The following is a 22,836-nucleotide window of genomic DNA, read 5'->3' on the forward strand; positions in this document are numbered from 1 at the left end:
CATTTTTCTTACTTTGGCAGAACGATTTTCACCGGGGTCCGGGCGCCTTCGCCCACGGTGTTCAGTTTCGAGATATGGCTTTCCACCACATCCCAGATCGGCGGGCCTTCGGTGCCCTCGTTGACCGAGGCCCAGCCGGCCACGACATAGCTGCGCTGCGGATCAATTGGCTCGCCGGTGCTGAGCAAGGTCATCTCGCTAATCCGCTCGCCCTGCGGCTTGGCGATGTCCATCTTGAAGCCCATGCCACCGACGCGCACCATGTCGCCGCCCTGCTGGTAATAGGGGTCCGGGTTGAACAGGTTGTCGCCCACGTCTTCCAGCACGACTTTCAGGAATTCGCCTGTCATTTCGGTGCGATAGGCATTTGGGTAGGTCATCGAGGTGACGTTGAAGATATCCTCGCGCGTAATGTCCTGACCGGGCAAGATCGACGGCCCCCAACGCACCCCGGGGCTGAGCGCGATCTCGGCGTCGCGCTCGCTCAGCAGCGCGTCGCAGATGAGGTCATCCCACGTCCCGTTGAAATTGCCCCGGCGGTAGAGCAGCGCATCGCTCTGCCCCACCACATGGGTCAGATCCTCAAGGAAGGGCGCGCGCTGTGCGTCGATCAGCTTTGCCACCTCGGCATCGGGCGTGATGAGATCTGAGAAGATCGGGATCAGCTTGTGCCGCAGCCCCATCATCTTGCCGTCGCGCACGTCCAGATCGACGCGAGAGACGAATTTCCCGTTCGAGCCGGAGGCGATGATATGCGTCTCGCCCACCAGCACCGGTTCGGGCAGCGCGTCATGGGTGTGGCCCGAGAGGATCACGTCGATCCCTTTGACGATCCCGGCCATCTTCTTGTCGACGTCGAAACCGTTGTGGCTGAGGCAGACGACCAGTTCGGCGCCCTTGCTGCGCACCTCGTCGACCATCTGCTGCATATGCTCGTCGCGGATGCCAAAGGAGTATTCGGGGAACATCCAGCCGGGGTTGGCGATGGGCATATAGGGAAAGGCCTGCCCGATCACGGCGATCTTCACGCCGCCGCGCTCGAAGAATTCGTAAGGCTTGAACAGCTCCGCCGGCTCGTCCCATTCGCGGTCGAAAATGTTCTGGCCGAGGGCGGCAAAGGGCAGCCCCTCGACGATCTCCTGTACCCGCTCGGAGCCCAGCGTGAACTCCCAGTGGAAGGTCATCGCATCGGGCTTCAGCGCGTTCATCACGTTAACCATGTCCTGCCCTTCGGTCTTGAGACAGGTCATCGAGCCGTGCCATGTATCGCCGCCATCCAATAGCAGCGCGTCGGGACGGTCGGCGCGGATGGCGTTCAGCACGGTGGCCACGCGGTCGAGCCCGCCGACCTTCCCGTAGGCCTGTGCTTGGGCCACGAAATCGTCGTAGGTCAGGGCATAATCCAACGGCGTGCCGCCGCCGATGCCGTAGCGGACGCGGAAATCCTCGCCGGTGATATGGGGCACCTTGCCGCGGTTCTCGCCCACGCCGATGTTGACCGACGGCTCGCGGAAATAGATCGGTTTCAGCTGCGCATGGATGTCGGTCACATGCATCAGGGTGACATTGCCGAACTTCTCGAACTCCAGCAGCGCATCCTGATCAAAGCGGTCCTGCGCCGCCAGCCGCGCCCAGTTGCCGAAGCCCGAGCCGCCATAGATGGAGGCCGCGGCCATTGACATTTGCAGAAAATCACGGCGAGACAGCATGTTACGCTCCAGCACTTGAAAACAGGGAAAGGCCCCGCCCCCATGCGGGGGGCGGGATCAGGTCAGGCGAAACGCCCGGAAATTAAATCAGTTACGCACCGAGGGGGCTTCGACCGACAGGCCGTTGCCGCGGCTGGCGACGTAGAGTTCCAGCGCCACGAACTCGGGGCTGCCGGGGCTGAAGGTCTCGGCCCGCGTGTCGCGCACGCAGCCCTTGAAACGCGCATGGGCGCTGTTGAGCTTGGTGTTTTTCAGACGGTAGACCGGGAAGCCGTTGATCTGGCCCTGGCTCAGGTGGTCGGCCCGGATCATGTTGCCGTAGTTGTCCTCGTGACAATTGGCGCAGCTGAGTTCCAGCTGGCCGTAGCGGGTGTAGTACATCTCCTTGCCCTGCTCCCATGTGCTCTGGGCCGGGCCGTCGATTGCCACGTTGACCGGCATGCCGCGCGACTGGACCGAGATCAGCGCCTCCATCGCGGTCATCTGGTTGCCGGTGTACTTGTAGGGCTCCGCGCCCATCTGGTTCTCGCGGCAGTCGTTGATCTGCTGCGCCAGCGTGCGCACTTCACCGGCATCCTCGTTCCACTTCGGATAGACCGCGCGGACCCCCTTCATCGAGGTTTCGACATCGTTGTGGCAGGAGGCGCAAGACTTGCCCTCGCTGCCCTCTGCCGTGTCCCAAGCCGCCTGCGCCTGATCGACGAAGATCATGCCAGAGTTGTCGAAGTCGTCCATTTGAAGCTGCTGCGTCTCGTCCGAGCGGAAACGCCAGCCAGACATGATCTCGGGCAAGGCGCCGTCGAGATGCGCAGGCGCATCGGTCTTGGTCACCATCTCGATCTCGCCGTTGACGACAAGCTCGGCCTCCTCATCGGCGGCCCCCAGCGTGGGGGCGGCCACCAAAAGCGCCGCGACCGCGGTCATTGCCTTGAAATTCATGTCTTTCCTCCCTGTTCCATGCGCCGCTTGGCTGACCCGATGGGTCAGCCGATGGCGATGGATTTGACTTCTTCGTAGACCGAACCGTCGTCGTCGTACCACGTGAATTTGAACTCACCCGCTTCCGGAACGGTGGCGTCGAATTCGAAATAGGGGTTGGTCGACATCGCCGGTTCCATCTTCACATCGATCACGCTCTCGCCGTTGAACTCGGCGGTGAAGCGGTTGATGATCGAACGCGGGATGACGTTGCCGTCGCTGTCCTTGCGCTGGCCCGATTCCATCGGGTGGCTGATCAGCGTCTTGATCGTGACGACCTCGCCGGCCTCGGCCTTTTTCGGCACTTTGACGCGGGGTGTTACACCTTCTGCCATTTTCTAAACTCCTGATTTGGGGCGCGCGGGCTTAGCCGCCGCAGCCACCGATTGTAACTTTGATCTCGGCGCTGGTGCGGGCGAAGGTGCCGTCTTCCAGCTTGGCGATGGCGATGACGTCCTGCGTCTTGGCCAGTCGGATCCGGGTGGAGGCGCTGCGGCTGCCCGCCAGCGGGCCGAAGTTGAAGGTGCCCACGGGCGGTGTCGGGTTGCCCGCAGCCAGCACCATGATCGCCGAGGCGCCCGGTGCCTCGACCGAGATCGGCACGGTGTTGCCATTCTCGGCAATTTCAGGTGCGGTCAGGGTCACGCCGGTGTCGGCCATGTCGGCCCCGCCGGTGAATTCTGCGATCAGTTCGTCCACCGTGGCGGCCGAAGCCCCCACCGGCAGGATGGTCAGCGCCATGGCGCCAAGGCCGAGGCCCAGAGTTTCACGTCTTGAGAAGTTCATCTCTCATCTCCTTGTTCGTCTGCGGCGCGGGGCGCCGTCATTCCGTTCCACGAGGCTTGGGCTCGCGATCTCTTGCACCGGTCCACCGACGCCTCCTGCTCTCGCAGGGCGGCGGGGCCGCGTTACTCTTCCTTAAGCGTCGCCAGAAAGGCCACGACATCTTCGATTTGCTGCGCGTCCAGCAGCGGCGGCAAAGGTTCGGTCCCCGCTTTGCCAGTGAAGCCGTCGCCGGGGCGGATATAGCCGCTGGTCTTGTAATAGGACGGCATCATCGAGCCTTCGAAGGTCATCTTGCTATTGGCCACGATGCCGCGCAACTCGGCCTCGTTCCAGCGGTCGCCAGCCCCGTCGAGCATCGGACCTATTTCGCCCTGAAAGGGAACCTCGCTAAGCGCGGTGATCTGGTGGCAGGCCACGCAGTTGCCCGCCTTCTTGCTGCCGACGATGGCCGCACCCTTGGCGGCATCGCCGGGTGTCCCGGTCAGGGATTGTTCAACCGAACCATAGTCATCATAGGTCACGTCGGCAGGTGCCACGGTTTCAGCGGCGGCCAGAACGGGCGCGCCCGACACAATTGCGGCGGCGATCCATCTCATCATCGAAAACTTCCTCCCAGTGCCGATCACGGTGATGTGTGATCCGGTTTACCTGACCCTAAGACAGGGACGCGGCGCGGCGCAACAACAAATTCAAACTTTTGAATAGCTTTACACGCGCAGCGCCGCTTTTCGTAGGTCAATCCGTGCTGCCATTGTTGCGCTCTTGGATCATCCGCGCGTGGTAGCGTTGGAAATCCTCATCGCCGTCGAGCGCGTAGCGTTCCTCGTTTACCCATGTGAGCATATCTAGCGTTGTGCCCTTGCCGAACGCCCCCGGCATCACCGCGACCGCCGCCTGCGGCGCGGTCGCGTCTTCGGCCACCTCATGGGGCAGGAACATCAGCGTCGGGGTGAAGAGAATCCCCCATTTCCGCGCCATCTGCTTTTCCGAGAGCGTCTCCCCGTCGAAATCGGTCACCTCGATATCGCCATGCAGGTTCAGCTGCACAACGAAATAATTCTCTTCGATGTAATTGGCGATTTCGGGGGTGGGAAAAACCTCTTCGTGCATCTTGGTGCAATAGATGCAGCCGCGCTGTTCGAACATCAGCATCAGACGTTTGTCCTCGCCCCTAGCCTCCTCCAGATCCTCACGCAGGTCTTTGAAGGTGTCGCGCATCCAGGGCGTCTTGTGCAGCCCGTCGTCGCCCAGTTCCGCCGCGGCCAAAGGCCATGCCAGCATCGCCGCCGCCACTGCGGCCCCTATCCTCGATCCGATCATCTTGGCGTCCTCCTCCTGATTGTTGCGTCTATCCTAACGTCGTGAAGCTGGGGAACCAACGGATCATCGCATCCGCGATCAGTTGCACCCCGCCGGTCACGATCAGCACGGCAAAGAGGATCAGCATCACCCCCATCGCCTTTTCCACCTTTTGCACCAGCGCCATATGCCGCGCGGCCCAGTTGAGGAACGGTTTGGCAAACAGCGCGGCCACCACGAAAGGCGCGGTCATCCCCGCGCCATAGGCGGCCAGCAACAGCCCGCCCCGGGCGATATCGCCCATGCCTGAGGCGATCATCAAAATCGCCGCCAGCGCGGGGCCGACACACGGTGTCCAGCCAAAGCCGAAGGCCAGCCCCATGACATAGGCGCCCCAGACCGAGGTGGGCTTGCCGCCCCCCTCCAACCGCGCCTCGCGGTAGAGCAGCGGCACTTTGATCACGCCGAGGAAGTGCAGGCCAAAGACCGTCAGGATCGCTGCCGCCACCCAGCTCAGCGGCTCAAGGTACTGGGTGAACACCTGCCCGATGGCCGTAGCGCCCATGCCGAGCAGAACGAAGATCGTCGTGACCCCAAGCGCGAAGAGCACCGAGGACAGCACCAAGCGCCGCTGCGCCCCCGGTGCGATTGCGCCATCGCCACGCAATTCGGTCACGCTGAGCCCCGCCATATAGCTGAGGTAGAATGGAACCATCGGCAGAATGCAGGGCGTAAAGAAGCTGAGCAGCCCTGCGAAAAGCGCGCCTGCATAGGTGATGTCGAACATGTTACCCCCCGCCCGCGCCGCGCTGGTCCGCCGCGCTTGAACAATTCACATATTCAAATTACGTTGTGTGTCGTCCAAACGTCAATCAGGCAAGCCAATGATCCGCACAGTGACCGCCTTGAGCCTCGCGGCCCTGACCGCCCTGCCCCTTGGAGCGGTGGAACTGGTCATGGTCGAACAGCCCGGCTGCATCTATTGCCAACGTTGGGACGAAGAGATTGCCCCCGCCTACCCCAAGACCGCCGAAGGGGCTTTTGCCCCGCTGCGCCGCGTCGATATCTCCGCCGTGGAAGAGAGCGTCACCCCGCAGCGTGCGGTGATCTTCACCCCGACCTTTTTGCTGGTCGAAGACGATGTCGAATTGGGTCGCCTCGAAGGCTACCCCGGTGCGGAGTTCTTCTGGCCCATGCTTGATACGCTCTTGCACGACAAGACCGATTTCGAGGACCCGACCGAATGACAAGCCTGCCCGTGATGACCCCCGACATGTCCCAAGAGGACATGGACCGGATGCTGACAAATGCCGTGACCGCGTCGAATTTCCTTAAGGCGATCAGCCATGAGGGTCGGTTGATGATCCTGTGCCACCTCGTCTCTGGCGAAAAATCGGTGAGTGAGTTGGAGGCGCTGCTGTCCACCCGGCAGGCGGCGGTGTCGCAGCAGCTGTCGCGGCTCAGACTCGAAGGTCTGGTCACGCCGCGCCGCGATGGCAAGACGATCTATTACCGGCTGGCCGACGACCGCCCGCGCAGGATGCTGGAACTGGTCTACGAATTGTTCTGCAAGGATGATTGAGCTTTGGGGCCAGCCGTTGACCGCCGCCCTTCTGGGCGGGCTGGGCGGCGTGTTGCTGGGCCTCGCCGCACGACTGGGGCGGTTTTGTACCCTCGGCGCGATCGAAGATCTGCTTTATGGCGGATCGGGCGACCGAATGCGAATGTGGGGGCTGGCCATCGGGGTAGCGATGCTGGGCAGTTTCACCCTTGCCAGCTTGGGGCTGATCAACCTCGACCGCGCCTTTCACCTGACGATTGCCTTCTCATGGGCGCCTGCGGTCTTTGGCGGGCTGATCTTCGGCTATGGCATGGCGCTGGCGGGCACCTGCGGCTTTGGCGCTTTGGCGCGGTTGGGCGGCGGTGATCTGCGCGCCTTCGTGATTGTCTTGATCATGGGGCTTGCGGCCTTTACCGTGCTCTCCGGCCCCCTTGCCCCGGCGCGCGCTCTGCTCTTCCCGCGCCAGATGAACGCCGGGCCGCCAGATGGTATCGCCCATGTGGTCGCCGCGCTTACCGGCGGATCGGTGGCGCTGATCGGCATTCTGCTGGGCCTTGCGGTCTGCCTGCTGATGCTCAGCGCCCGCAGCTTTCGCCGCGATCTACGCAAAGTGGTCTGGGGCGCCGTGGCCGGGCTGGCGATCACCTCTGGCTGGGCGGGCACGGCGTGGCTGGCGCAGACCGGTTTTGGCGCGCAAACGCTGATGTCGCATAGCTATGCCGCCCCCGTGGGAGAGACGCTGCTCTATGCGATGCAGGGGTCGGTCCGCCCGCTGAGCTTTGGCATCGGCTCCGTCGCCGGGGTCTGGGTCGGGGCCTTTCTCGGTTCGCTCTGGCAGGGGCATTTCCGCTGGGAAGCCTGCGAAGACCCGCGCGAACTCCGCCGCCAGATATTCGGCGCGGGGCTGATGGGGGCTGGTGCGGTGATCGCCATGGGCTGCACCATCGGGCAAGGCATCTCGGCCATCTCGGTGCTGGCCTTCAGCGGGCCGGTGACCCTCGCCGCGATCTTTGCGGGCGCGGCTTTGGGCCTGCGCCAACTCATCGTAGGATTTCGCCGCAGCACAGTCTGACGCGTCATAAAACCGTGACAGTCATGGTGCAAATGGAGGCCAGCCAAGTCACCTGAGGAAGCATGATGACCCGCCGCGAGATTCTCAACGACCCCGCCATCGGCAACAAGGCCGAAGCCTTTGAGGCCTTCGACGACATCCCCACCAACGCGAACCTGTCACGCACCATCGGCGACGTGATCAACGCCCGCTATGGCCGCCGCGACATCCTGCGCGGCATGCTTGGGGTTTCGGCCACCACCGCCCTTTTCGGCAGTGCCGCCGCCATCGCCCCGTCCAAGGCCCGCGCCGCCACCAGCCGCTATGTCTTTGACGAGCTGGCATGGGGCAATGACGAAACCCACCACGTCGCCCCCGGCTATGACGCGCAGATCCTGCTGCGGTGGGGCGACCCGATCACCGCCGATGCGCCGGAATTCGACGTGATGAACCAGACTGCCGCGGCGCAGTCGAAACAGTTCGGCTATAACAACGATTATGTCGGCTTCGTGCCCCTGAACGACGACGCCAGCCGCGGGCTGCTCTGCGTGAACCACGAATACACCAACGAAGAGGTCATGTTCCCCGGTCTTGGCCGTCAGGACAAGGTGAACTTCAAAGGCATGACGCCTGAGTTGATCGACATCGAAATGGCCGCCCACGGCGGCTCGGTCGTCGAGATCGCCCGCGATGCGGCGGGCAAATGGCAAGTGGTGCGCGACGGCAAGATGAATCGCCGCATCACCCCGCTCGACACCGCGATGACGCTCAGCGGCCCCGCCGCCGGTCACGCGCGGATGAAGACGAACGACGACCCCAGCGGCACCAAGGTCATCGGCACGCTCAACAACTGCGCGGGCGGGCTGACCCCTTGGGGCACATGGCTGATGGCCGAAGAGAACTTCCACGGCTATTTCTGGACCGACAAGCTGGATGCCGACGGCAAACCCGACATCACCGGTGCCGCGGAAGAGAAATCTTGGGACCGTTACGGCGTGCCGGGCATGTGGTACGCTTGGGGGCAGAAACACGACCGTTTCAACGTGGACGCCGAGCCGAACATGCCCAATAAGTTCGGCTGGGTCGTGGAAGTTGACCCGATGGACCCGACCTCAACCCCCGTCAAACGCACCGCTTTGGGCCGTTTCCGCCATGAGGGCGCCGAGACCACGGTCAGCAAAGATGGCAAGCTCGTGGTCTATATGGGCGACGACAACCGCTTTGACTATCAATACAAATACGTCTCTGCCGGGACGGTCTCCGATGATCCGGCGGCCAATGGCGATCTGCTGGACGATGGCACGCTTTACGTCGCGCGGTTCGAAGAGGACGGCACGATCAACTGGCTGCCGCTGGTGCATGGCACCGGGCCGCTGACCGCCGAAAATGGGTTCAACGACCAAGGCGACGTGATGATCGACACCCGTCTGGCCGCCGACCTGCTGGGCGCCACCCCGATGGACCGCCCCGAAGACGCGCAGCCGCGTGGCGATGGCACGGCCTATATCCTGCTGACCAACAACACCAAGCGCAAGCAGGGCGACACCAACGCCGCCAACCCGCGCCCGGAAAGCAGCTTTGGCCATATCATCGAGATCAAGGAAGCGAATGCCGACCACGCCGCCACCAGCGGTACTTGGTCGATCCTCGTGCAATGCGGTGATCCGAAGGTGGCCGAGGTCGGCGCCCAGTGGAACCCCGAGACATCGGAAAACGGCTGGTTCGGCAGCCCCGACAATGCCGCGATGGATGCCGACGGGCGCCTCTGGATCAGCACCGATCAGGGCAGCAGCTGGGGCAAGACCGGCAAGTCCGACGGGCTTTATGCGCTTGAAACCGAAGGCGAGGCGCGCGGCACCTCGAAGCTCTTCTTTCGCTGCCCCGTGGGCGGTGAGATGTGCGGCCCTTACTTCACCGAGGATGGCGAAACGCTCTTCGTCGCGGTGCAGCACCCGGGCACGGACGGGACAAAGGACATCCCCGGTTTCGAGCGGGAAAGCACCTTTGAGGACCCGGCCACCCGCTGGCCCGACTTCGACCCCAAGATGCCCCCGCGCCCTGCGGTGGTCGTCATTACCAAGCAAGGCGGCGGCAAGATCGCCGTCTGATCAGAATTCTATAAAAGTCATTTCAGCATGTAAGATGTGGTGCAGCTTCCCCGGCTGCACCACTTTTTATTGGGCTGCTTCTATTAGCCAGCGCCTAAATCAGTCCGACAGGCAGTCAGACATGCTCTGCGCCATGCCGCGCAGCAGATCGGGGTAGAAGGAAACGCCCAGCTCCAGATCCGCGCCGATCGGGTCGAGCGTGCCGGTACCGGTGTCCTGCCCCTCCGTCACGGCAGCGATCAAGCCGGGGTTGAATTGCGGCTCGGCAAAGACGCATTTCGCACCGCTCTCGGCCACCAGGTCACGCAGTTCAGCCACGCGCGCCGCCCCCGGGGCGCGGGCGTCATTCTCGCTAATGGCACCACGGGCTTCGATGTCGAAACGCGCTTCGAAATAGTGGTAGGCGTCATGGAAAACGATGAAGGGGCGGTCTTTGACCGGGGCGAGGGTCTCGGCAATGTCTTCCTCCAAGACCGCAAGCTCGGCCTGAGCGGCCTCGGCGTTCTCACGGTATTGCGCGGCATTCTCGGGGTCTAGCTCCGCCAGCGCCTCGGCGATCTGGCCCAGCCAAAGTTGTCCGTTGCGCGGGTCGAGCCAGACGTGGGGATCGTCGCCGTCATGGGCGTGATCGTGACCTTCATGGCCGTGATCGTCGTGACCGCGGTCGTCATGGCCGTGGTCGTCGTGATCCTTCTCGCCATGTCCGTGATCGTCATGATCCCCGTGGTCGTGCTCCTCGTGGTCATGCGCCTCGTGATCGTGGTCGCCGTGGCCATGCTCTTCGTCATGCTCCTCGTGACCATGCTCTTCGTAGTCATGTTCCTCGTGGCCGTCGTCATCATGCCCATGCGCGTCGTGGTCATGCCCTTCCTCGGCGTGATCATGGCCCTCGTGACCCTCATGCCCCTCATTACCGTGGCTATGCGGCTCAAAGGTCGCCCCTTCGCGGAAGGCCAGAACCCGCGCGCCGGGCTGCTCCATCAAGGCCAGATGGCTGGCGCTGCTGGCCAGCGATTGCAGCGGATCGGCCAGCCATGGGGTCAGCGACGGGCCGACCCAGACGACCAGATCAGCCCCGCTCAGCGCGCGTGCCTCGGAGGGGCGCATGGCATAGCCATGGGGCGAGCTGCGCGGCGGCACGATAAGGTCGGGAGTGCCGACCCCCTCCATCACCTGCGACACCAGCCCATGCACCGGGGCAATATCTGTCGCAACGGCGGGGACATCCGCCCAAAGCGGCGACGCGGCAGCGGCGAGAACGGCGGCGGGGAGCGTGAAACGATACATGGCAGACCTTCAAAATGTTATAGTATCACCTTGCTAACACCGCTGTTATAACATATCAATACCGAAACGAATTGAGGTTCCCCATGCGCCCCATAGGATTCAGTGATCATGACCACGCCGCCTGCGTGCGGAGCACCATGCAGGTGGCCGAAGCGCAATGCGCCGAACGCGGGCTGCGGCTGACCCCGGTGCGCCGCCGCGCGCTGGAGATCCTGCTGTCGGAACACCGCGCCTTGGGCGCCTATGACCTGCTCGCCCGCCTGTCGGCCGAGGGGCTGGGCGCGCAGCCCCCCGTGGCCTATCGCGCCTTGGATTTTCTGGTGAAAGCCGGGCTCGCCCATAAAATCGAAGCGCTCAATGCCTATGTCGGCTGCGTGCACCCGGGCGAGGATCACGCGCCTGCCTTTCTGATCTGCCGCAGCTGCCGCTCGGTGGCGGAGGCCGATACCACCCCGAACAAAAGCCGCCTTGGCGATGCCGCCCGCGCCGCCGGGTTCCGGATCGAGCGCAGCGTGGTCGAGGCCGAGGGCCTCTGCCCCGCCTGTCAGGAGCCCGGTGCATGAGCCTGATCAATACGCGCGGCCTGACCCTGCGCCACGACGGTCAGATCGCCCTGCGCGACGTGAACTTCAATATCGACGCTGGTGAGATCGTCACCATCGTCGGCCCCAACGGGTCGGGCAAATCCAGCCTGCTGCGCGCGCTGATCGGCGCGCTGAAACCGGCTGCGGGCAAGATCACCCGCAAACCGGGGCTGCGCATCGGCTATGTGCCGCAAAAGCTGCAAATCGACGCGACCCTGCCGCTCACCGTGCGCCGTTTCATCAACCTGCCCCGCCGCCAGAAGCCCGAAGCGATCCGCGACGCGCTGGCCACCGCTGGCGTGCCGGAACTGGCAGAGCGGCAGATGGTCGACCTGTCGGGCGGGCAATTCCAACGCGTGCTGCTGGCCCGCGCCCTGCTGGAAAGGCCCGATCTGCTGATCCTCGACGAGGCGACGCAGGGGCTGGACCAGCCCGGCTCCGCCGCCTTTTACCGCCAGATCGAAGCCGTGCGCCAAGACCTCGGCTGCGCCGTGCTGATGGTCAGCCATGATCTGCATGTCGTCATGGCGGCCAGCGACCGAGTGCTCTGCCTCAACGGCCATGTCTGCTGCGAAGGCACGCCCGAGACGGTCTCCGAAGCGCCCGAATACCGCGCCCTCTTTGGCAGCGGCACCCAAGGGGCGCTGGCGCTCTACCGGCACGATCACGACCATCACCACCACCATCACGGCGCCGCCTGTGACGGCCACCACCAAGAGATTGAGAATGCTTGACGATTTCATTCTGCGCGCCGCCCTCGCGGGCCTTGGCGTAGCGCTGGCCGCCGCCCCTTTGGGCTGTTTCGTGATCTGGCGGCGCATGGCCTATTTCGGCGATGCCACCAGCCATGCGGCCCTACTGGGTGTGGCGCTGGCGCTGGCGACCGACCTGCCGATCACCGCAGGCGTGCTTCTGGTGGCCCTTGTCATGGCACTGGTGATCAGCACGCTTTCGGGCCGCAATGTCAGCGCCGACGCGCTTTTGGGCGTGATGGCCCATTCCGCGCTGGCACTTGGTTTGGTGGCCGTGTCCCTGCTCCCGGGGCAGCGGGTCGATCTGTCTTCTTACCTTTTTGGTGAGATCCTTGCCGTCACGCGCTTTGACCTTGGCGTGATCTGGGGCGGAGCCGTCGCGGTGGCGCTGTTGCTGGCGTGGCGCTGGTCGGCGCTGTTGGCGGCGACGCTGAACCCCGATCTGGCGCAAGCGGCAGGCGGCAATCCCCGGCGCGAGCAGTTGATCCTGACGCTGGCGCTGGCAATCATGGTGGCCGTGGCGATCAAAGTGGTCGGCGCGCTGCTGATCGCGGCGATGCTGATCATCCCGGCCGCCACCGCCCGCCCCTTTGCCCGCACGCCGGAAACCATGGCTTTTTGGGCCATGGGTCTGGGCGCGGTGGCGGCCCTCGGGGGGCTGCTGGCCTCGCTGGAGTTCGACACGCCCACGGGGCCGAGCATCGTCAGCATCGCGGCGGGTCTCTTTGCGCTTTCCTCGGCCTTTTCGGCGGCCCTGCCGGCGCTGCGCCGCCGGGGGTGACCCCGACGGCGGCTTGGCTTAGCGCGCGATCACCGCGTCGGCTTCGATCTCAAGCTTGGCCTCATCTTCGACCAGACCGGCGACGACCACCATCGCCATGGCCGGGAAATGCTTGCCCATCACCTCGCGATAGGCCCGGCCCACGTCCTTTTGCGCAGCGAGATATTCTTTCTTATCCGTGACATACCACGTCAGCCGGGTGATATCCTCGGGCGTGCCGCCGGCGGCTTCGACCACGTCGCGGATGTTTTGCAGCGCCTGTTTCATCTGGCCGATGAAATCGTGGCATTCAAACTTCTGCTCGGCGGTCCAGCCGATCTGACCGCCGACGAACAGATGACCATCCGCGCTCAGCACGCCATTTGCATAGCCTTTCGCGGGGGCCCAGCCTTCGGGCTGAATGATTTGATGCGACATGTCGTGTTCCTTTTTGTTAACAGTCACACGCCGAGGAATTGGTCGGCGATTTGAGTATCGAGCGCGGGCATCGGACCGGCCCAGACCGAGCGGCCCCGTTCGAGGATGACGGCGTGATCGGCCACGCGCCGCAACTCGGCGAGGGATTTGTCCACCACCAGAAGCGCCAGACCGCTGTCGCGCTTCAACTCGGCCACGGCGGCCCAGATTTCTTGACGCACCACCGGGGCCAGCCCCTCGGTCGCCTCATCCAACAACAAAAGCTGCGGGTTGGTCATCAGCGCGCGGCCAATCGCCAGCATCTGCTGCTCCCCACCCGAGAGTGAGCCTGCCGCCTGATCCCGCCGTTCCCCCAAACGGGGGAAGAGCTTGACCACCCGCGCCTCGTCCCACGGGCCGGGGCGCGCGGCGGCGATGAGGTTTTCATGCACCGTCAGCGTCGCGAAACAGCGCCGCCCCTCGGGCACCAGCCCCACGCCAGCCTGTGCAGCGCGAAACGACGGCAGCCCCGCAATGTCGCGCCCATTCAGGCGCAGGCTGCCGCCGTCGTGTTTCAGCATCCGGCAGATCACCTTGATGGTCGATGATTTGCCCATCCCGTTGCGCCCCATCAGCGCGCAGACCTCGCCCGCCTCCAGCGCCAGATCGACGCCGAAAAGCGCCTGCGTCGGCCCGTAGGAGGCGGTGATGTCTTTCAGTTCCAGCAGGCTCATGCCGCGTCCTCCTCGCCCAGATAGGCCACGCGGACCTGTGGATCGGCCTTGATCTCGGCTGCTGTGCCGCTGGCGATGATGCGGCCGTAGACCAGCACCGAGATGCGGTCGGCGAGTGCAAAGACCGCGTCCATGTCATGCTCCACCAACAGGATCGGCGCCTCGGCCCTGAGGCCGTCGAGAAAGCCAGTCATCTCGCGCGAGCCGCTGGCCCCCAGCCCCGCCATGGGTTCGTCCATCAAAAAGACCTTGGGCCGTAGCGTCAGCGCCACGGCGACCTCAAGCTGGCGCCGTTGGCCGTGCGACAGGTCCGATGTGCGCTTGGCCGCGTGATCGGCCAGCCCCACCAGTTCCAGCGCGCGCATCGCCTCGGCCCGCAACGCCGCCTGCCGCATCACCGGGGCGAAGAAGCGCATGACCCGGCCCGATTGGCCAAGCGCGCCCAGCACCGCGTTCTGTAGCACGGTGTATTCCATCGCCAGCGAGGAGATCTGAAAGGTCCGTCCTAGCCCCGCCCGCGCACGCTGCACGGTGCTGAGCGACGTCACGTCCTGCCCCGCGAAATGCACCGAGCCGCTGTCCGAGCGCAGCCCGCCCGCGATCTGCTTGATCAGCGTCGATTTGCCTGCCCCGTTGGGGCCGATGAGCGCGTGGATCTCGCCCGGACGCAGGGTGATGGAGACATCATCCGTGGCCTTCAAGGCGCCAAAGCTCTTGTGCAGGTTGCGCACGTCCAAAAGCACATCAGTCATCTGCTCAGTCATGGGCCACCTCCCGTCCGGCGACGAGGCCGATCATGCCGCCCCGCGCAAAGAGCACCACCATCAGCAGCAGAAAGCCGAGGTAAATGTGCCAGAACTCCGACAACCCGCCCAGCACATGCTCTAGCAAGATAAACAGCGCCGCCCCGGCCACCGGGCCGAAAAGCCGCCCCACCCCGCCGAGGATCACGAAGACCATGATCTCACCCGAAGTGTGCCACGAGAACATCGTGGGGCTCACGAAACGGTTGAGATCGGCGAAAAGCGCGCCCGCCAGTCCGGTGACAGCGCCCGAGATGACAAAGGCCACCAGCCGCAGCCGGAAGGGTGCGAGGCCCACGGCCTCGACCCGCTCGGCATTCTGGCGTGCTGCCGAGAGTGCCAAGCCAAAGGGCGCGCGCGCCAGACGGCCCGCCATGAGCAGCACCAGCGCCAACACGGCGAAGGCGATGGCAAAGAAGGTCAGCGGATCAAGCGTGTTCAGCCCCGGAAAGCCGTTGCGCACATAGATCGACAGCCCGTCCTCGCCGCCATAGGCCGGCCAGGAGATCGAGAAGTAGAAGAGCATCTGCCCGAAGGCCAGCGTGACCATGATGAAATAGACGCCCGAGGTGCGCAAAGACAGCGCCCCGATCAGCAGCGCCGCCAGCGCCGAGACCACGATCGCCACCAGCCAGATGACGGGCATCGACTTGGTGCCCTCGATCAGGAAGGGGCTCTCCATGATCGGCGTGTAGCTCTGCGCATGGGCGGCAAGGATACCCATGGCATAGCCGCCGAGCCCGAAGAATGCCGCGTGGCCGAAGCTCACCAACCCGCCCAGCCCGAGCGCGATGTTCAGCCCGACGCCAGCAAGGGCGAGGATCGCGGCCTTGGTTGCCAGCGTGATGATGAAAGGCTCGTCCAGCGCGAAGGCCGCCAGCGCCGTGACAGGCAGGAGCAAGAAGAGAAAGACGTTTACAAGTGTTTCGCGCATCATGGCTCAGGCCTCCCCAAACAGGCCGGTGGGTTTGAAAAGCAAGACCCCCGCCATGAGAATGTAGATCGACATGGAGGCGAGCGAGGAGCCGACGGAGGTGGCCGCCGAAGCCTCCATGAAATTAGCAAAGAAGAGCGGCAGCAGGACCGAGCCCAGCGTATCCGTCAGCCCCACCAGCAGCGCGCCGATGAGCGCACCCTTGATCGAGCCGATGCCACCGATGACGATCACCACGAAGGCAAGGATCAGCACCGGCTCGCCCATGCCCACCTGCACAGACTGGATCGCGCCCACCAACGCTCCGGCAAGCCCCGCAAGGGCGGCCCCGAGCGCGAAGACCAGCGTGTAGAGCTTGGCGATGTCGACGCCAAGTGCGGCGATCATCTCGCGATCGGCCTCGCCCGCGCGGATCTGGATGCCGATGCGGGTGCGGGCGATCAGCAGGAAGAGACCGGCGGCGATGGCAAGGCCCACGCCGATGATGACGAGGCGATAAAGCGGATACTGGATGCCCCCCGGCAGCGTCACCGGCCCCGCCAGCGCGGCGGGAATGTCGAGAAACAGCGGGAAGGAGCCAAAGAAGAACCGCGTGCCCTCGGAAAAAATCAGGATCATCGCGAAGGTCGCCAGAACCTGATCGAGGTGGTCGCGGTCATAAAGGCGACGGATCACCGTCATCTCGATCAGGCACCCCGCCAATGCGGCAGCGGCAAGTGCGGCCACCAGCGCAAGAAGGAAAGACCCGGTGGCCGCCGCCACCGCCGCGGCGGCAAAGGCGCCGACCATGTAGAGCGAACCATGGGCGAGATTGATCAACCCCATGACCCCGAAGATGAGCGTGAGCCCGGCGGCCATGAGAAACAACATGACCCCGGATTGGACCCCGTTCAGCACCTGTTCGACGAGCAGGATGAATGACATTTGGCAAAGCCTCCCGGCGCGCCGGACGAAGCCCGGCGTGAAAGCGTTAGTTTGTCGGCCCCGGCGTGACCGAAATCAGCGCCGGGGCCGCGCGGGATTACATCTTGCAGTCGGCCGCGTAGGCGTCAGCGTGATCGGTCAGCGAGGGGCCGATGAGCTTGTTGGTATAGACATCGCCCTCCTTGACCACTTCGCGCACGTAGTAGTCTTGGATCGGGTGGTTGTTGTTACCAAAGGAGAACTTGCCGCGCACGCTGTCGAAATCGGCCTCTTTCAGCGCCGCTTGGAAAGCGTCCTGATCCGACACATCGGCCTTCACCATCGCGCTTAACAACAGGTTCGCGGTGTCATAGCCTTGGCTGGCGTAGAGCGACGGTAGACGGTCGTATTCCTCTTGGAAAGCAGTCACGAACTCTTTGTTCGCCGCGTTATCGAGGTCCTTGTTCCACTGGCTGGTGTTCTTGATCCCGACAGCGGCCTCGCCCACGGCCTGCAGAATGCCCTGATCAAAGCTGAAGGCCGGGCCGACGACGGGCAGTTCCACGCCAGAGTTGGCGTACTGCTTGAGGAAGGAAATTCCCATCCCACCGGGCAGGAAGAAGAAAACGCTGTCCGCACCCGAGGCGCGGATCTGCGCGATCTCGGCGGCGTAGTCGGTCTGGCCCAGATCGGTATAGACCTCGCCCGCCGCCTCGCCCTCATAGGTGCGTTTGTAGCCGGTCAGCGCGTCCTTGCCCGCCGGATAGTTCGGGGCCAGCATGAAGGTATTCGCGTAGCCTGCGTCATTGGCATAGGCCCCAGCCGCTTCGTGCAGGTTGTCGTTCTGCCATGCCACGTTGAAGTAAAGCGGGTTGCAGCCCTTGCCCGCCAGCGCCGAAGGGCCAGCATTGGGCGAAAGGTAGAACTTGCCCTGCGCGGTCGCCGCCGGCACCACGGCCATGGCGAGGTTGGACCAGATGATGCCGGTCATGACGTCGACCTTTTCGGACTGGATCATCTTGTCGGCTAGCTGAACCGCGATCTCGGGCTTGCGCTGGTCATCTTCCACCACGACCTCGAGATTCTCGTTCCCGGCCATCTTGGTGGCCAGCAGGAACCCGTCGCGCACGTCAATGCCAAGGCCCGCGCCGCCGCCTGAAAGCGTGGTGATCATGCCGACCTTCACCTTGCCCTCTTCGGCCCATGCGCCGCCTGCCGCCAATGCCGCGACCGAGGCCGCCATCACCAGTGATTTCATCTTCATTTCAGTCTCCCTTGGTTGGTTTGGGCCTCTTTGCCGGGCCCGTTTTGTTGGATCGTTTTGCCAGCTTAACGCCTGCGCCTGATACTGTCAGGTCACCCGCGCGCGGGTCTTGTATTTTTCGTTGTCCCAGAGGCTGTTCTCCATCACGTCGCGGATGATCGCGACCGCCTTGGAGACATCCTCGGCGTCCAGATAAAGTGGCGTGAAGCCAAAGCGCATGATGTCGGGCGCGCGGAAGTCGCCAATCACGCCGCGGTCGATCACCGCCTGCATCGCGGCATAGCCTTCCTCGAAACGGAAGGAGACCTGACTGCCCCGCTCGGCGCTATTGCGCGGGCTCGCCAGCGTTAGCTGCGGCACGTCGCGCTCAATCTCCTCGATGAACTGCTCCTGCAACGCCACCGAGGCCTCGCGCAGTGCCTGCATGTCGACATCGGCCCAAAGCTCCATCGCCACTTCCAGCGCGGTGAGCTGAATGACCGGCGGGGTGCCGACGCGCATCCGCTCGATCCCCTGCCCGGGCTGGTAGTTTTGCTCAAAGGCAAAGGGCTGGCGATGCCCAAGCCAGCCCGCCAGCGCCGGCTGCACCGCGTCGGCCAGATCGGGGCGGACGTAGATGAAGCCCGGCGCACCCGGCCCGCCGTTGAGGTACTTGTAGGTGCAGCCCACGGCGAATTCGCAGTTGGAGCCTGCAAGGTCCACCGGCAGCGCGCCCGCGGAATGCGCCAGATCCCAGATCATCACCGCACCATTGGCATGGGCCAGTTCTGTGATTGCCTTCATGTCGTGCTTGCGGCCGGTGCGGTAATCGACCTCCGTCAGCATCACGGCGGCGATATCCTCGCCAATGGCCTCCGTCACCTCCTCGGGCGCCACGGTGCGCAGCTCATAGCCCTGCTCCAAAAGCCCCACCAGCCCCTCGGCCATGTAGAGGTCAGACGGAAAGTTGCCGTTGTCCGACAGGATCACCTTGCGCCCGGGCCGCAGCTTCAGCGCCGAGGCCAGCGCCTGAAACACCTTGATCGAGAGCGTGTCGCCCATGACGACCGAGCCCTCGGGCGCGCCGACGATCCCCGCCACCATATTGCCCACCCGCATCGGCTGCTCCATCCAACCGGCTTGGTTCCAGCCGCGGATCAGCATCTCGCCCCATTCGTCGGCGATCATCTCCTGTACCCGTGCGGCGGCTTTCTTCGGCAGCGGCCCCAGCGAGTTGCCGTCGAGGTAGATGACGCCCTCGGGCAGCACAAACTGGTCTTTTTTTAATACGTTCGACACTTAAAGTGCTCCTCTGACATGCCAAAGCTCGGGGAAAAGTTCCACTTCGAGCATCTTGCGCAGGTAGGTCACACCGGACGTGCCCCCGGTGCCGCGCTTGAAACCGATGATACGTTCCACGGTGGTGACGTGGTTGAACCGCCAGCGGCGGAAGTAGTCTTCGAGATCGACCAGCTTCTCGGCCAATTCGTAAAGTTCCCAGTGTGTTGTCGGGTCTTCGTAAACCTTCTGCCAGAGGTTCTGCACCTCCTGCTTCGGGGTCCAGCCCTTCGGCTCCGGCGCACCGGCCAAGGGGGCTTCGCCCATGCGCTCGCACAACAGGTCGATCGCCACTTGGTAAAGGCTCGGCTGCTGCATCTCCGCCACGAGCGCGGCATGCGGCTCGGGCGTATGTTCATGCAGCTTGGTCAGGGCGGCAATCCGGTTGCCCAGAAGATATTCAATGAGGCGGTACTGGTAGGACTGGAAGCCCGACGATGCGCCCAGATAGGGGCGGAACTGGGTGTATTCGCTGGGCGTCATGGTGCGCAGCACGTCCCAAGCGGAATTAAGCTGCTCGAAAATGCGCGCCACCCGGGTCAACATCTTGAAACTCGGACGCAAATCCCCCGCCTGCAGCGCCTTGCGGCAGGCCGTCAATTCATGGATCGCGAGCTTCATCCAAAGCTCCGAGGTCTGGTGCTGGATGATGAACAGCAGCCCGTCATGCGCCATGTCGAGCGGGTTCTCGGTGGTCAGGATCTGGTCCAGCCCGAGATAATCGCCATAGGACTTGTCCTTGGCAAAATCCATCTTGGCGCCACGGGAGGCTTCGTCGAAAGCGCTCATTTGTCCTCTCTCAACGCGAAGCGCTGAATCTTGCCGGTCGCGGTCTTGGGCAGTTCCTTGATGAAACGGATGTCGCGTGGGTATTTGTAGGGCGCGATGGTCGCCTTAACATGATCCTGCAAGGTCTTGATCGTATGGCTATCTTCCGGCGTACCCTCGACCAGAACCACATGCGCCTGCACGATGGAGCCGCGGGCCTCGTCGGGGGCGGCAACCACGCCGCATTCGCTGACCCAGGGGTGGCTTAGAAGTGCGGCTTCGACCTCCGGTCCCGCGATATTGTAGCCCGAACTGATGATCATGTCGTCGTTGCGGGCGGCGAAATGCAGGTAGCCGTCTTCGTCCATGATGAAGCTGTCGCCGGTGATGTTCCAGCCGTCCTTGACGTAATCGGCCTGCCGCTTGTCGCCCAGATAGCGGCAACCGATCGGCCCGCGCACCGCAAGACGCCCCACCTCTCCGCGCGGCACCTCCTTGCCCTCCGCGTCGATCACCTTCGCCTCGTAGCCCGTCACCGGCTTGCCGGTACAGGCCGCGCGGTGGTCGTCGAAGCGGTTGGAGATGAAGATATGCAGCATCTCCGTCGCCCCGATCCCGTCGAGCATGGGCTTGCCGGTTTTTTCCTGCCATTCGTGGTAGACTGGCGCGGGCAGCGTTTCTCCGGCGGATACGGCGGCGCGCAGGCTGCTGAGGTCCGCGCCCTCCTCCATCGCCTGCAGCATGGCGCGGTAGGCGGTCGGCGCGGTGAAACAGACGGTGGCTTTGTACTTCTCGATGATCTCGATCATGTTGGGCGGGCTGGCGGTTTCCAAAAGCGTCGCCGCGGCACCGAAGCGCAGCGGGAAGACGGCAAGGCCGCCAAGTCCAAAGGTGAAGGCCAAGGGTGGCGAGCCCACAAAGACGTCCTCGGGGGTGACGCTGAGCACCTCGCGCGCATAGCCGTCCGCGATGATCAGAAGATCGCGATGAAAATGCATTGTGGCCTTGGGGTTACCGGTGGTTCCTGATGTAAACCCGAGCAGCGCCACATCATCCTGCGCGGTGTCCACCGCCTCAAAATGAACCGGTTTTTCCAGCGCCAGACGGTCCAATTCGGCATCGTGGTTGCTGGTGCCGTCGAAGCCCGCCACCGTCTTGAGGAACTTCGAGGTCTTGGCACAAGCCGTCATCTCGTCCATCAGCCGCGTGTCGCAAAGCGCATGGGTGATTTCGGCCTTGTCGACGATGGCCGAAAGCTCACCCGCGCGCAGCATCGGCATGGTGTTCACGACCACCGCCCCCGCCTTGGTCGCCGCCAACCAACAGGCCACCATGGCGGGGTTGTTGGCCGAGCGGATCAGCACCCGGTTGCCCGGCTTCACGCCCAAGTCCTCAACCAGCGCCGCGGCCAAACGGTTGGTCCAGTCCGACAACTCTTTATAGGTACGCCGCCGCCCGTTGCCGATCAGCGCGGTATGGTCGCCGAAACCTTTTTCCACCATTTTATCAGTGAATTCGACGCCGACATTCAGGCGTTCGGGATAGTCGAAACGCTCCAGCAACAGGTCCGGCCATTGGCCGAAGGGCGGCAGGTTGTCGCGGGCGAATGTGTCTTCATGTCCGGTCGGATGCAGCTTCATGACATGGCTCCCAAAGTCTGTCGCGCGATGACAACACGTTGCACGTCCGACGCACCCTCGTAAATGCGCAACGCCCTGATTTCACGGTAAAGTCGCTCGACTGCCTCGCCATTACGCACGCCGTCGCCGCCGTGCAATTGAACGGCCTTGTCGATGACCTTTTGCGCCTGATCGGTGGCAAAGAGCTTCGCCATCGCGGCCTCGCGGGTGACGCGCGGTGCGCCGCTGTCCTTGGTCCATGCAGCGCGGTAGACCAGCAGCGCCGCGGCATCGACGTCGAGCGCCATGTCCGCGATATGGCCCTGCACCATCTGCAACTCGCTCAAGGGCGCGCCCTGCACCTGACGGCTGGTCACGCGGGTGAGCGCCTCGTCCAACGCGCGGCGGGCAAAGCCGAGGGCCGCGGCGGCCACAGTGGAGCGGAAGACGTCGAGGACCGACATGGCGATGGCAAAGCCGCGGCCCGCCTCGCCCAGAAGCGCCGAGCCGGGCAGTTTCACCCCGTCGAAATGCAGCGTGGCCAGCGGATGCGGGGCCATGACCTCGAGCCGTTCCTCGACCTTTAGCCCCGGCGTGTCGGCGGGCACGATAAAGGCGGAAAGCCCCTTGGCGCCCGGTGCCTCGCCGGTGCGCGCAAAGACGGTGTAGACATCCGCGATGCCGCCGTTGGAAATCCATGTCTTGCGCCCGTTGAGCACATAGCCGTTGCCGTCGGGCTTGGCGGTCATGGTGGAATTGGCCACGTCCGAGCCGGACTGCGGCTCGGTCAGGGCAAAGGCCGAGATCGCCTGCCCCGAACGGGTCTTGGGCAGCCATTCGGCCTTCTGCTCATCGGTCCCGAAGAGCGAGATTGCCCCGGTGCCAAGTCCCTGCATCGCAAAGGAGAAATCCGCCAGCCCGTCGTGGCGCGCCAGTGTTTCGCGGATCAGGCAGAGCGTGCGCACGTCGAGCACCTCGTCGCCTTCCGCACCGCTGTGGCGCAGCCAGCCGTCCTGCCCCATTATCGTCACCAGATCACGGCAGGCCCCGTCGGTGTCGCCGTGATCCACGTTTTTCAGTTCGCGCTTGGCCCAGTCATCGAGCTTCAGCGCCAGTTCCTTGTGGCGCGGCTCGAAAAAGGGCCAGTCGAGAAAACTTGTGTCAGCCATGGTTACGCCTCCCCGCGTGTTATCTTTTGGCTT

At 63.9% G+C, this 22,836-nt stretch carries 25 protein-coding genes; 7 read left to right on the plus strand and 18 right to left on the minus strand.

The features are described 5' to 3' along the window. Positions 1-8: 8 nt before the first annotated feature. The 7 genes from soxB to ACGYLI_RS06515 form a co-directional block, all read right to left on the minus strand. Positions 9-1,709 (minus strand): thiosulfohydrolase SoxB, encoded by a 1,701-nt coding sequence (gene soxB / locus ACGYLI_RS06485; RefSeq protein ID WP_394418247.1) that lies wholly within the window; start codon positions 1,707-1,709, stop codon positions 9-11. Positions 1,710-1,796: 87 nt separating this feature from the next. Beyond that, entirely contained in the window at positions 1,797-2,648 is an 852-nt protein-coding gene (gene soxA / locus ACGYLI_RS06490; RefSeq protein ID WP_394418250.1) for a sulfur oxidation c-type cytochrome SoxA, read from the minus strand. 44 nt (positions 2,649-2,692) lie between these two features. Further along, positions 2,693-3,022 (minus strand): thiosulfate oxidation carrier complex protein SoxZ, encoded by a 330-nt coding sequence (soxZ, locus tag ACGYLI_RS06495; RefSeq protein ID WP_394418252.1) that lies wholly within the window; start codon positions 3,020-3,022, stop codon positions 2,693-2,695. A gap of 31 nt (positions 3,023-3,053) precedes the next feature. Continuing rightward, a complete protein-coding gene (soxY, locus tag ACGYLI_RS06500; RefSeq protein ID WP_394418254.1) occupies positions 3,054-3,473 on the minus strand; it encodes a thiosulfate oxidation carrier protein SoxY in 420 nt (139 codons plus the stop codon). A 122-nt stretch (positions 3,474-3,595) separates the two neighbouring features. Continuing rightward, on the minus strand, positions 3,596-4,072 hold the full coding sequence (gene soxX, locus ACGYLI_RS06505; protein WP_394418256.1) for a sulfur oxidation c-type cytochrome SoxX: 477 nt from the start codon (positions 4,070-4,072) through the stop codon (positions 3,596-3,598). Between the two features lie 136 nt (positions 4,073-4,208). Further along, on the minus strand, positions 4,209-4,793 hold the full coding sequence (locus ACGYLI_RS06510; protein WP_394418258.1) for a thioredoxin family protein: 585 nt from the start codon (positions 4,791-4,793) through the stop codon (positions 4,209-4,211). Between the two features lie 28 nt (positions 4,794-4,821). Next, positions 4,822-5,559 (minus strand): cytochrome c biogenesis CcdA family protein, encoded by a 738-nt coding sequence (locus tag ACGYLI_RS06515; RefSeq protein ID WP_394412684.1) that lies wholly within the window; start codon positions 5,557-5,559, stop codon positions 4,822-4,824. 97 nt (positions 5,560-5,656) lie between these two features. On the opposite strand from ACGYLI_RS06515, the gene ACGYLI_RS06520 reads away from it, so the two are divergent. From ACGYLI_RS06520 to ACGYLI_RS06535, 4 genes are all read left to right on the plus strand, one after another. After that, the gene (locus tag ACGYLI_RS06520; RefSeq protein ID WP_271691559.1) at positions 5,657-6,019 is read left to right on the plus strand and encodes a hypothetical protein; all 363 of its coding nucleotides are present in this window, start codon (positions 5,657-5,659) and stop codon (positions 6,017-6,019) included. Continuing rightward, complete coding sequence (locus ACGYLI_RS06525; protein WP_394412690.1) at positions 6,016-6,354, plus strand: ArsR/SmtB family transcription factor; 339 nt, start codon at positions 6,016-6,018, stop codon at positions 6,352-6,354. Before ACGYLI_RS06520 ends, ACGYLI_RS06525 begins: the two co-directional genes overlap by 4 nt. After that, positions 6,347-7,405 (plus strand): YeeE/YedE family protein, encoded by a 1,059-nt coding sequence (locus ACGYLI_RS06530; RefSeq protein WP_394418260.1) that lies wholly within the window; start codon positions 6,347-6,349, stop codon positions 7,403-7,405. The genes ACGYLI_RS06525 and ACGYLI_RS06530 overlap by 8 nt, the downstream gene beginning before the upstream one ends. A gap of 65 nt (positions 7,406-7,470) precedes the next feature. Beyond that, the gene (locus tag ACGYLI_RS06535; RefSeq protein WP_394418261.1) at positions 7,471-9,492 is read left to right on the plus strand and encodes a PhoX family protein; all 2,022 of its coding nucleotides are present in this window, start codon (positions 7,471-7,473) and stop codon (positions 9,490-9,492) included. A 99-nt stretch (positions 9,493-9,591) separates the two neighbouring features. Here the strand turns inward: ACGYLI_RS06535 and ACGYLI_RS06540 are convergent, their stop codons facing one another. Then, the gene (locus ACGYLI_RS06540; protein ID WP_394418263.1) at positions 9,592-10,779 is read right to left on the minus strand and encodes a zinc ABC transporter substrate-binding protein; all 1,188 of its coding nucleotides are present in this window, start codon (positions 10,777-10,779) and stop codon (positions 9,592-9,594) included. Between the two features lie 83 nt (positions 10,780-10,862). On the opposite strand from ACGYLI_RS06540, the gene ACGYLI_RS06545 reads away from it, so the two are divergent. From ACGYLI_RS06545 to ACGYLI_RS06555, 3 genes are read left to right on the plus strand one after another with little or no spacing between them, the layout of a single operon-like run. Then, the gene (locus ACGYLI_RS06545) at positions 10,863-11,342 is read left to right on the plus strand and encodes a Fur family transcriptional regulator (RefSeq protein WP_067267520.1); all 480 of its coding nucleotides are present in this window, start codon (positions 10,863-10,865) and stop codon (positions 11,340-11,342) included. Beyond that, positions 11,339-12,097 (plus strand): metal ABC transporter ATP-binding protein, encoded by a 759-nt coding sequence (locus ACGYLI_RS06550; RefSeq protein ID WP_394408479.1) that lies wholly within the window; start codon positions 11,339-11,341, stop codon positions 12,095-12,097. The genes ACGYLI_RS06545 and ACGYLI_RS06550 overlap by 4 nt, the downstream gene beginning before the upstream one ends. Further along, a complete protein-coding gene (locus tag ACGYLI_RS06555) occupies positions 12,090-12,896 on the plus strand; it encodes a metal ABC transporter permease (protein WP_209218728.1) in 807 nt (268 codons plus the stop codon). Before ACGYLI_RS06550 ends, ACGYLI_RS06555 begins: the two co-directional genes overlap by 8 nt. A gap of 18 nt (positions 12,897-12,914) precedes the next feature. Here ACGYLI_RS06555 and ACGYLI_RS06560 read toward each other — a convergent pair whose 3' ends face one another. From ACGYLI_RS06560 to ACGYLI_RS06605, 10 genes are all read right to left on the minus strand, one after another. After that, a complete protein-coding gene (locus ACGYLI_RS06560) occupies positions 12,915-13,313 on the minus strand; it encodes a RidA family protein (RefSeq protein WP_067267516.1) in 399 nt (132 codons plus the stop codon). A 23-nt stretch (positions 13,314-13,336) separates the two neighbouring features. Continuing rightward, entirely contained in the window at positions 13,337-14,026 is a 690-nt protein-coding gene (locus ACGYLI_RS06565; RefSeq protein WP_209218726.1) for an ABC transporter ATP-binding protein, read from the minus strand. Next, positions 14,023-14,778, minus strand: coding sequence for an ABC transporter ATP-binding protein (locus ACGYLI_RS06570; RefSeq protein WP_394418302.1), 756 nt, complete (start codon positions 14,776-14,778; stop codon positions 14,023-14,025). The genes ACGYLI_RS06565 and ACGYLI_RS06570 overlap by 4 nt, the downstream gene beginning before the upstream one ends. 4 nt (positions 14,779-14,782) lie before the next feature. Beyond that, complete coding sequence (locus tag ACGYLI_RS06575; RefSeq protein ID WP_394418265.1) at positions 14,783-15,766, minus strand: branched-chain amino acid ABC transporter permease; 984 nt, start codon at positions 15,764-15,766, stop codon at positions 14,783-14,785. 3 nt (positions 15,767-15,769) lie between these two features. Continuing rightward, the gene (locus tag ACGYLI_RS06580; protein WP_136720382.1) at positions 15,770-16,687 is read right to left on the minus strand and encodes a branched-chain amino acid ABC transporter permease; all 918 of its coding nucleotides are present in this window, start codon (positions 16,685-16,687) and stop codon (positions 15,770-15,772) included. A gap of 97 nt (positions 16,688-16,784) precedes the next feature. Beyond that, a complete protein-coding gene (locus ACGYLI_RS06585; RefSeq protein WP_394418266.1) occupies positions 16,785-17,930 on the minus strand; it encodes an ABC transporter substrate-binding protein in 1,146 nt (381 codons plus the stop codon). Between the two features lie 87 nt (positions 17,931-18,017). Continuing rightward, entirely contained in the window at positions 18,018-19,208 is a 1,191-nt protein-coding gene (gene kynU, locus ACGYLI_RS06590; RefSeq protein ID WP_394418267.1) for a kynureninase, read from the minus strand. Further along, the gene (locus ACGYLI_RS06595; protein WP_394418268.1) at positions 19,209-20,036 is read right to left on the minus strand and encodes a tryptophan 2,3-dioxygenase; all 828 of its coding nucleotides are present in this window, start codon (positions 20,034-20,036) and stop codon (positions 19,209-19,211) included. After that, entirely contained in the window at positions 20,033-21,655 is a 1,623-nt protein-coding gene (locus ACGYLI_RS06600) for an AMP-binding protein (protein ID WP_394418269.1), read from the minus strand. Before ACGYLI_RS06600 ends, ACGYLI_RS06595 begins: the two co-directional genes overlap by 4 nt. Then, entirely contained in the window at positions 21,652-22,803 is a 1,152-nt protein-coding gene (locus ACGYLI_RS06605) for an acyl-CoA dehydrogenase family protein (RefSeq protein WP_394418271.1), read from the minus strand. Before ACGYLI_RS06605 ends, ACGYLI_RS06600 begins: the two co-directional genes overlap by 4 nt. Between the last annotated feature and the right edge of the window lie 33 nt (positions 22,804-22,836).

Origin of the sequence: Sulfitobacter sp. 1A13421 (assembly GCF_043557285.1) — a bacterium.
Classification (GTDB): Bacteria; Pseudomonadota; Alphaproteobacteria; order Rhodobacterales; family Rhodobacteraceae; genus Sulfitobacter; species Sulfitobacter faviae.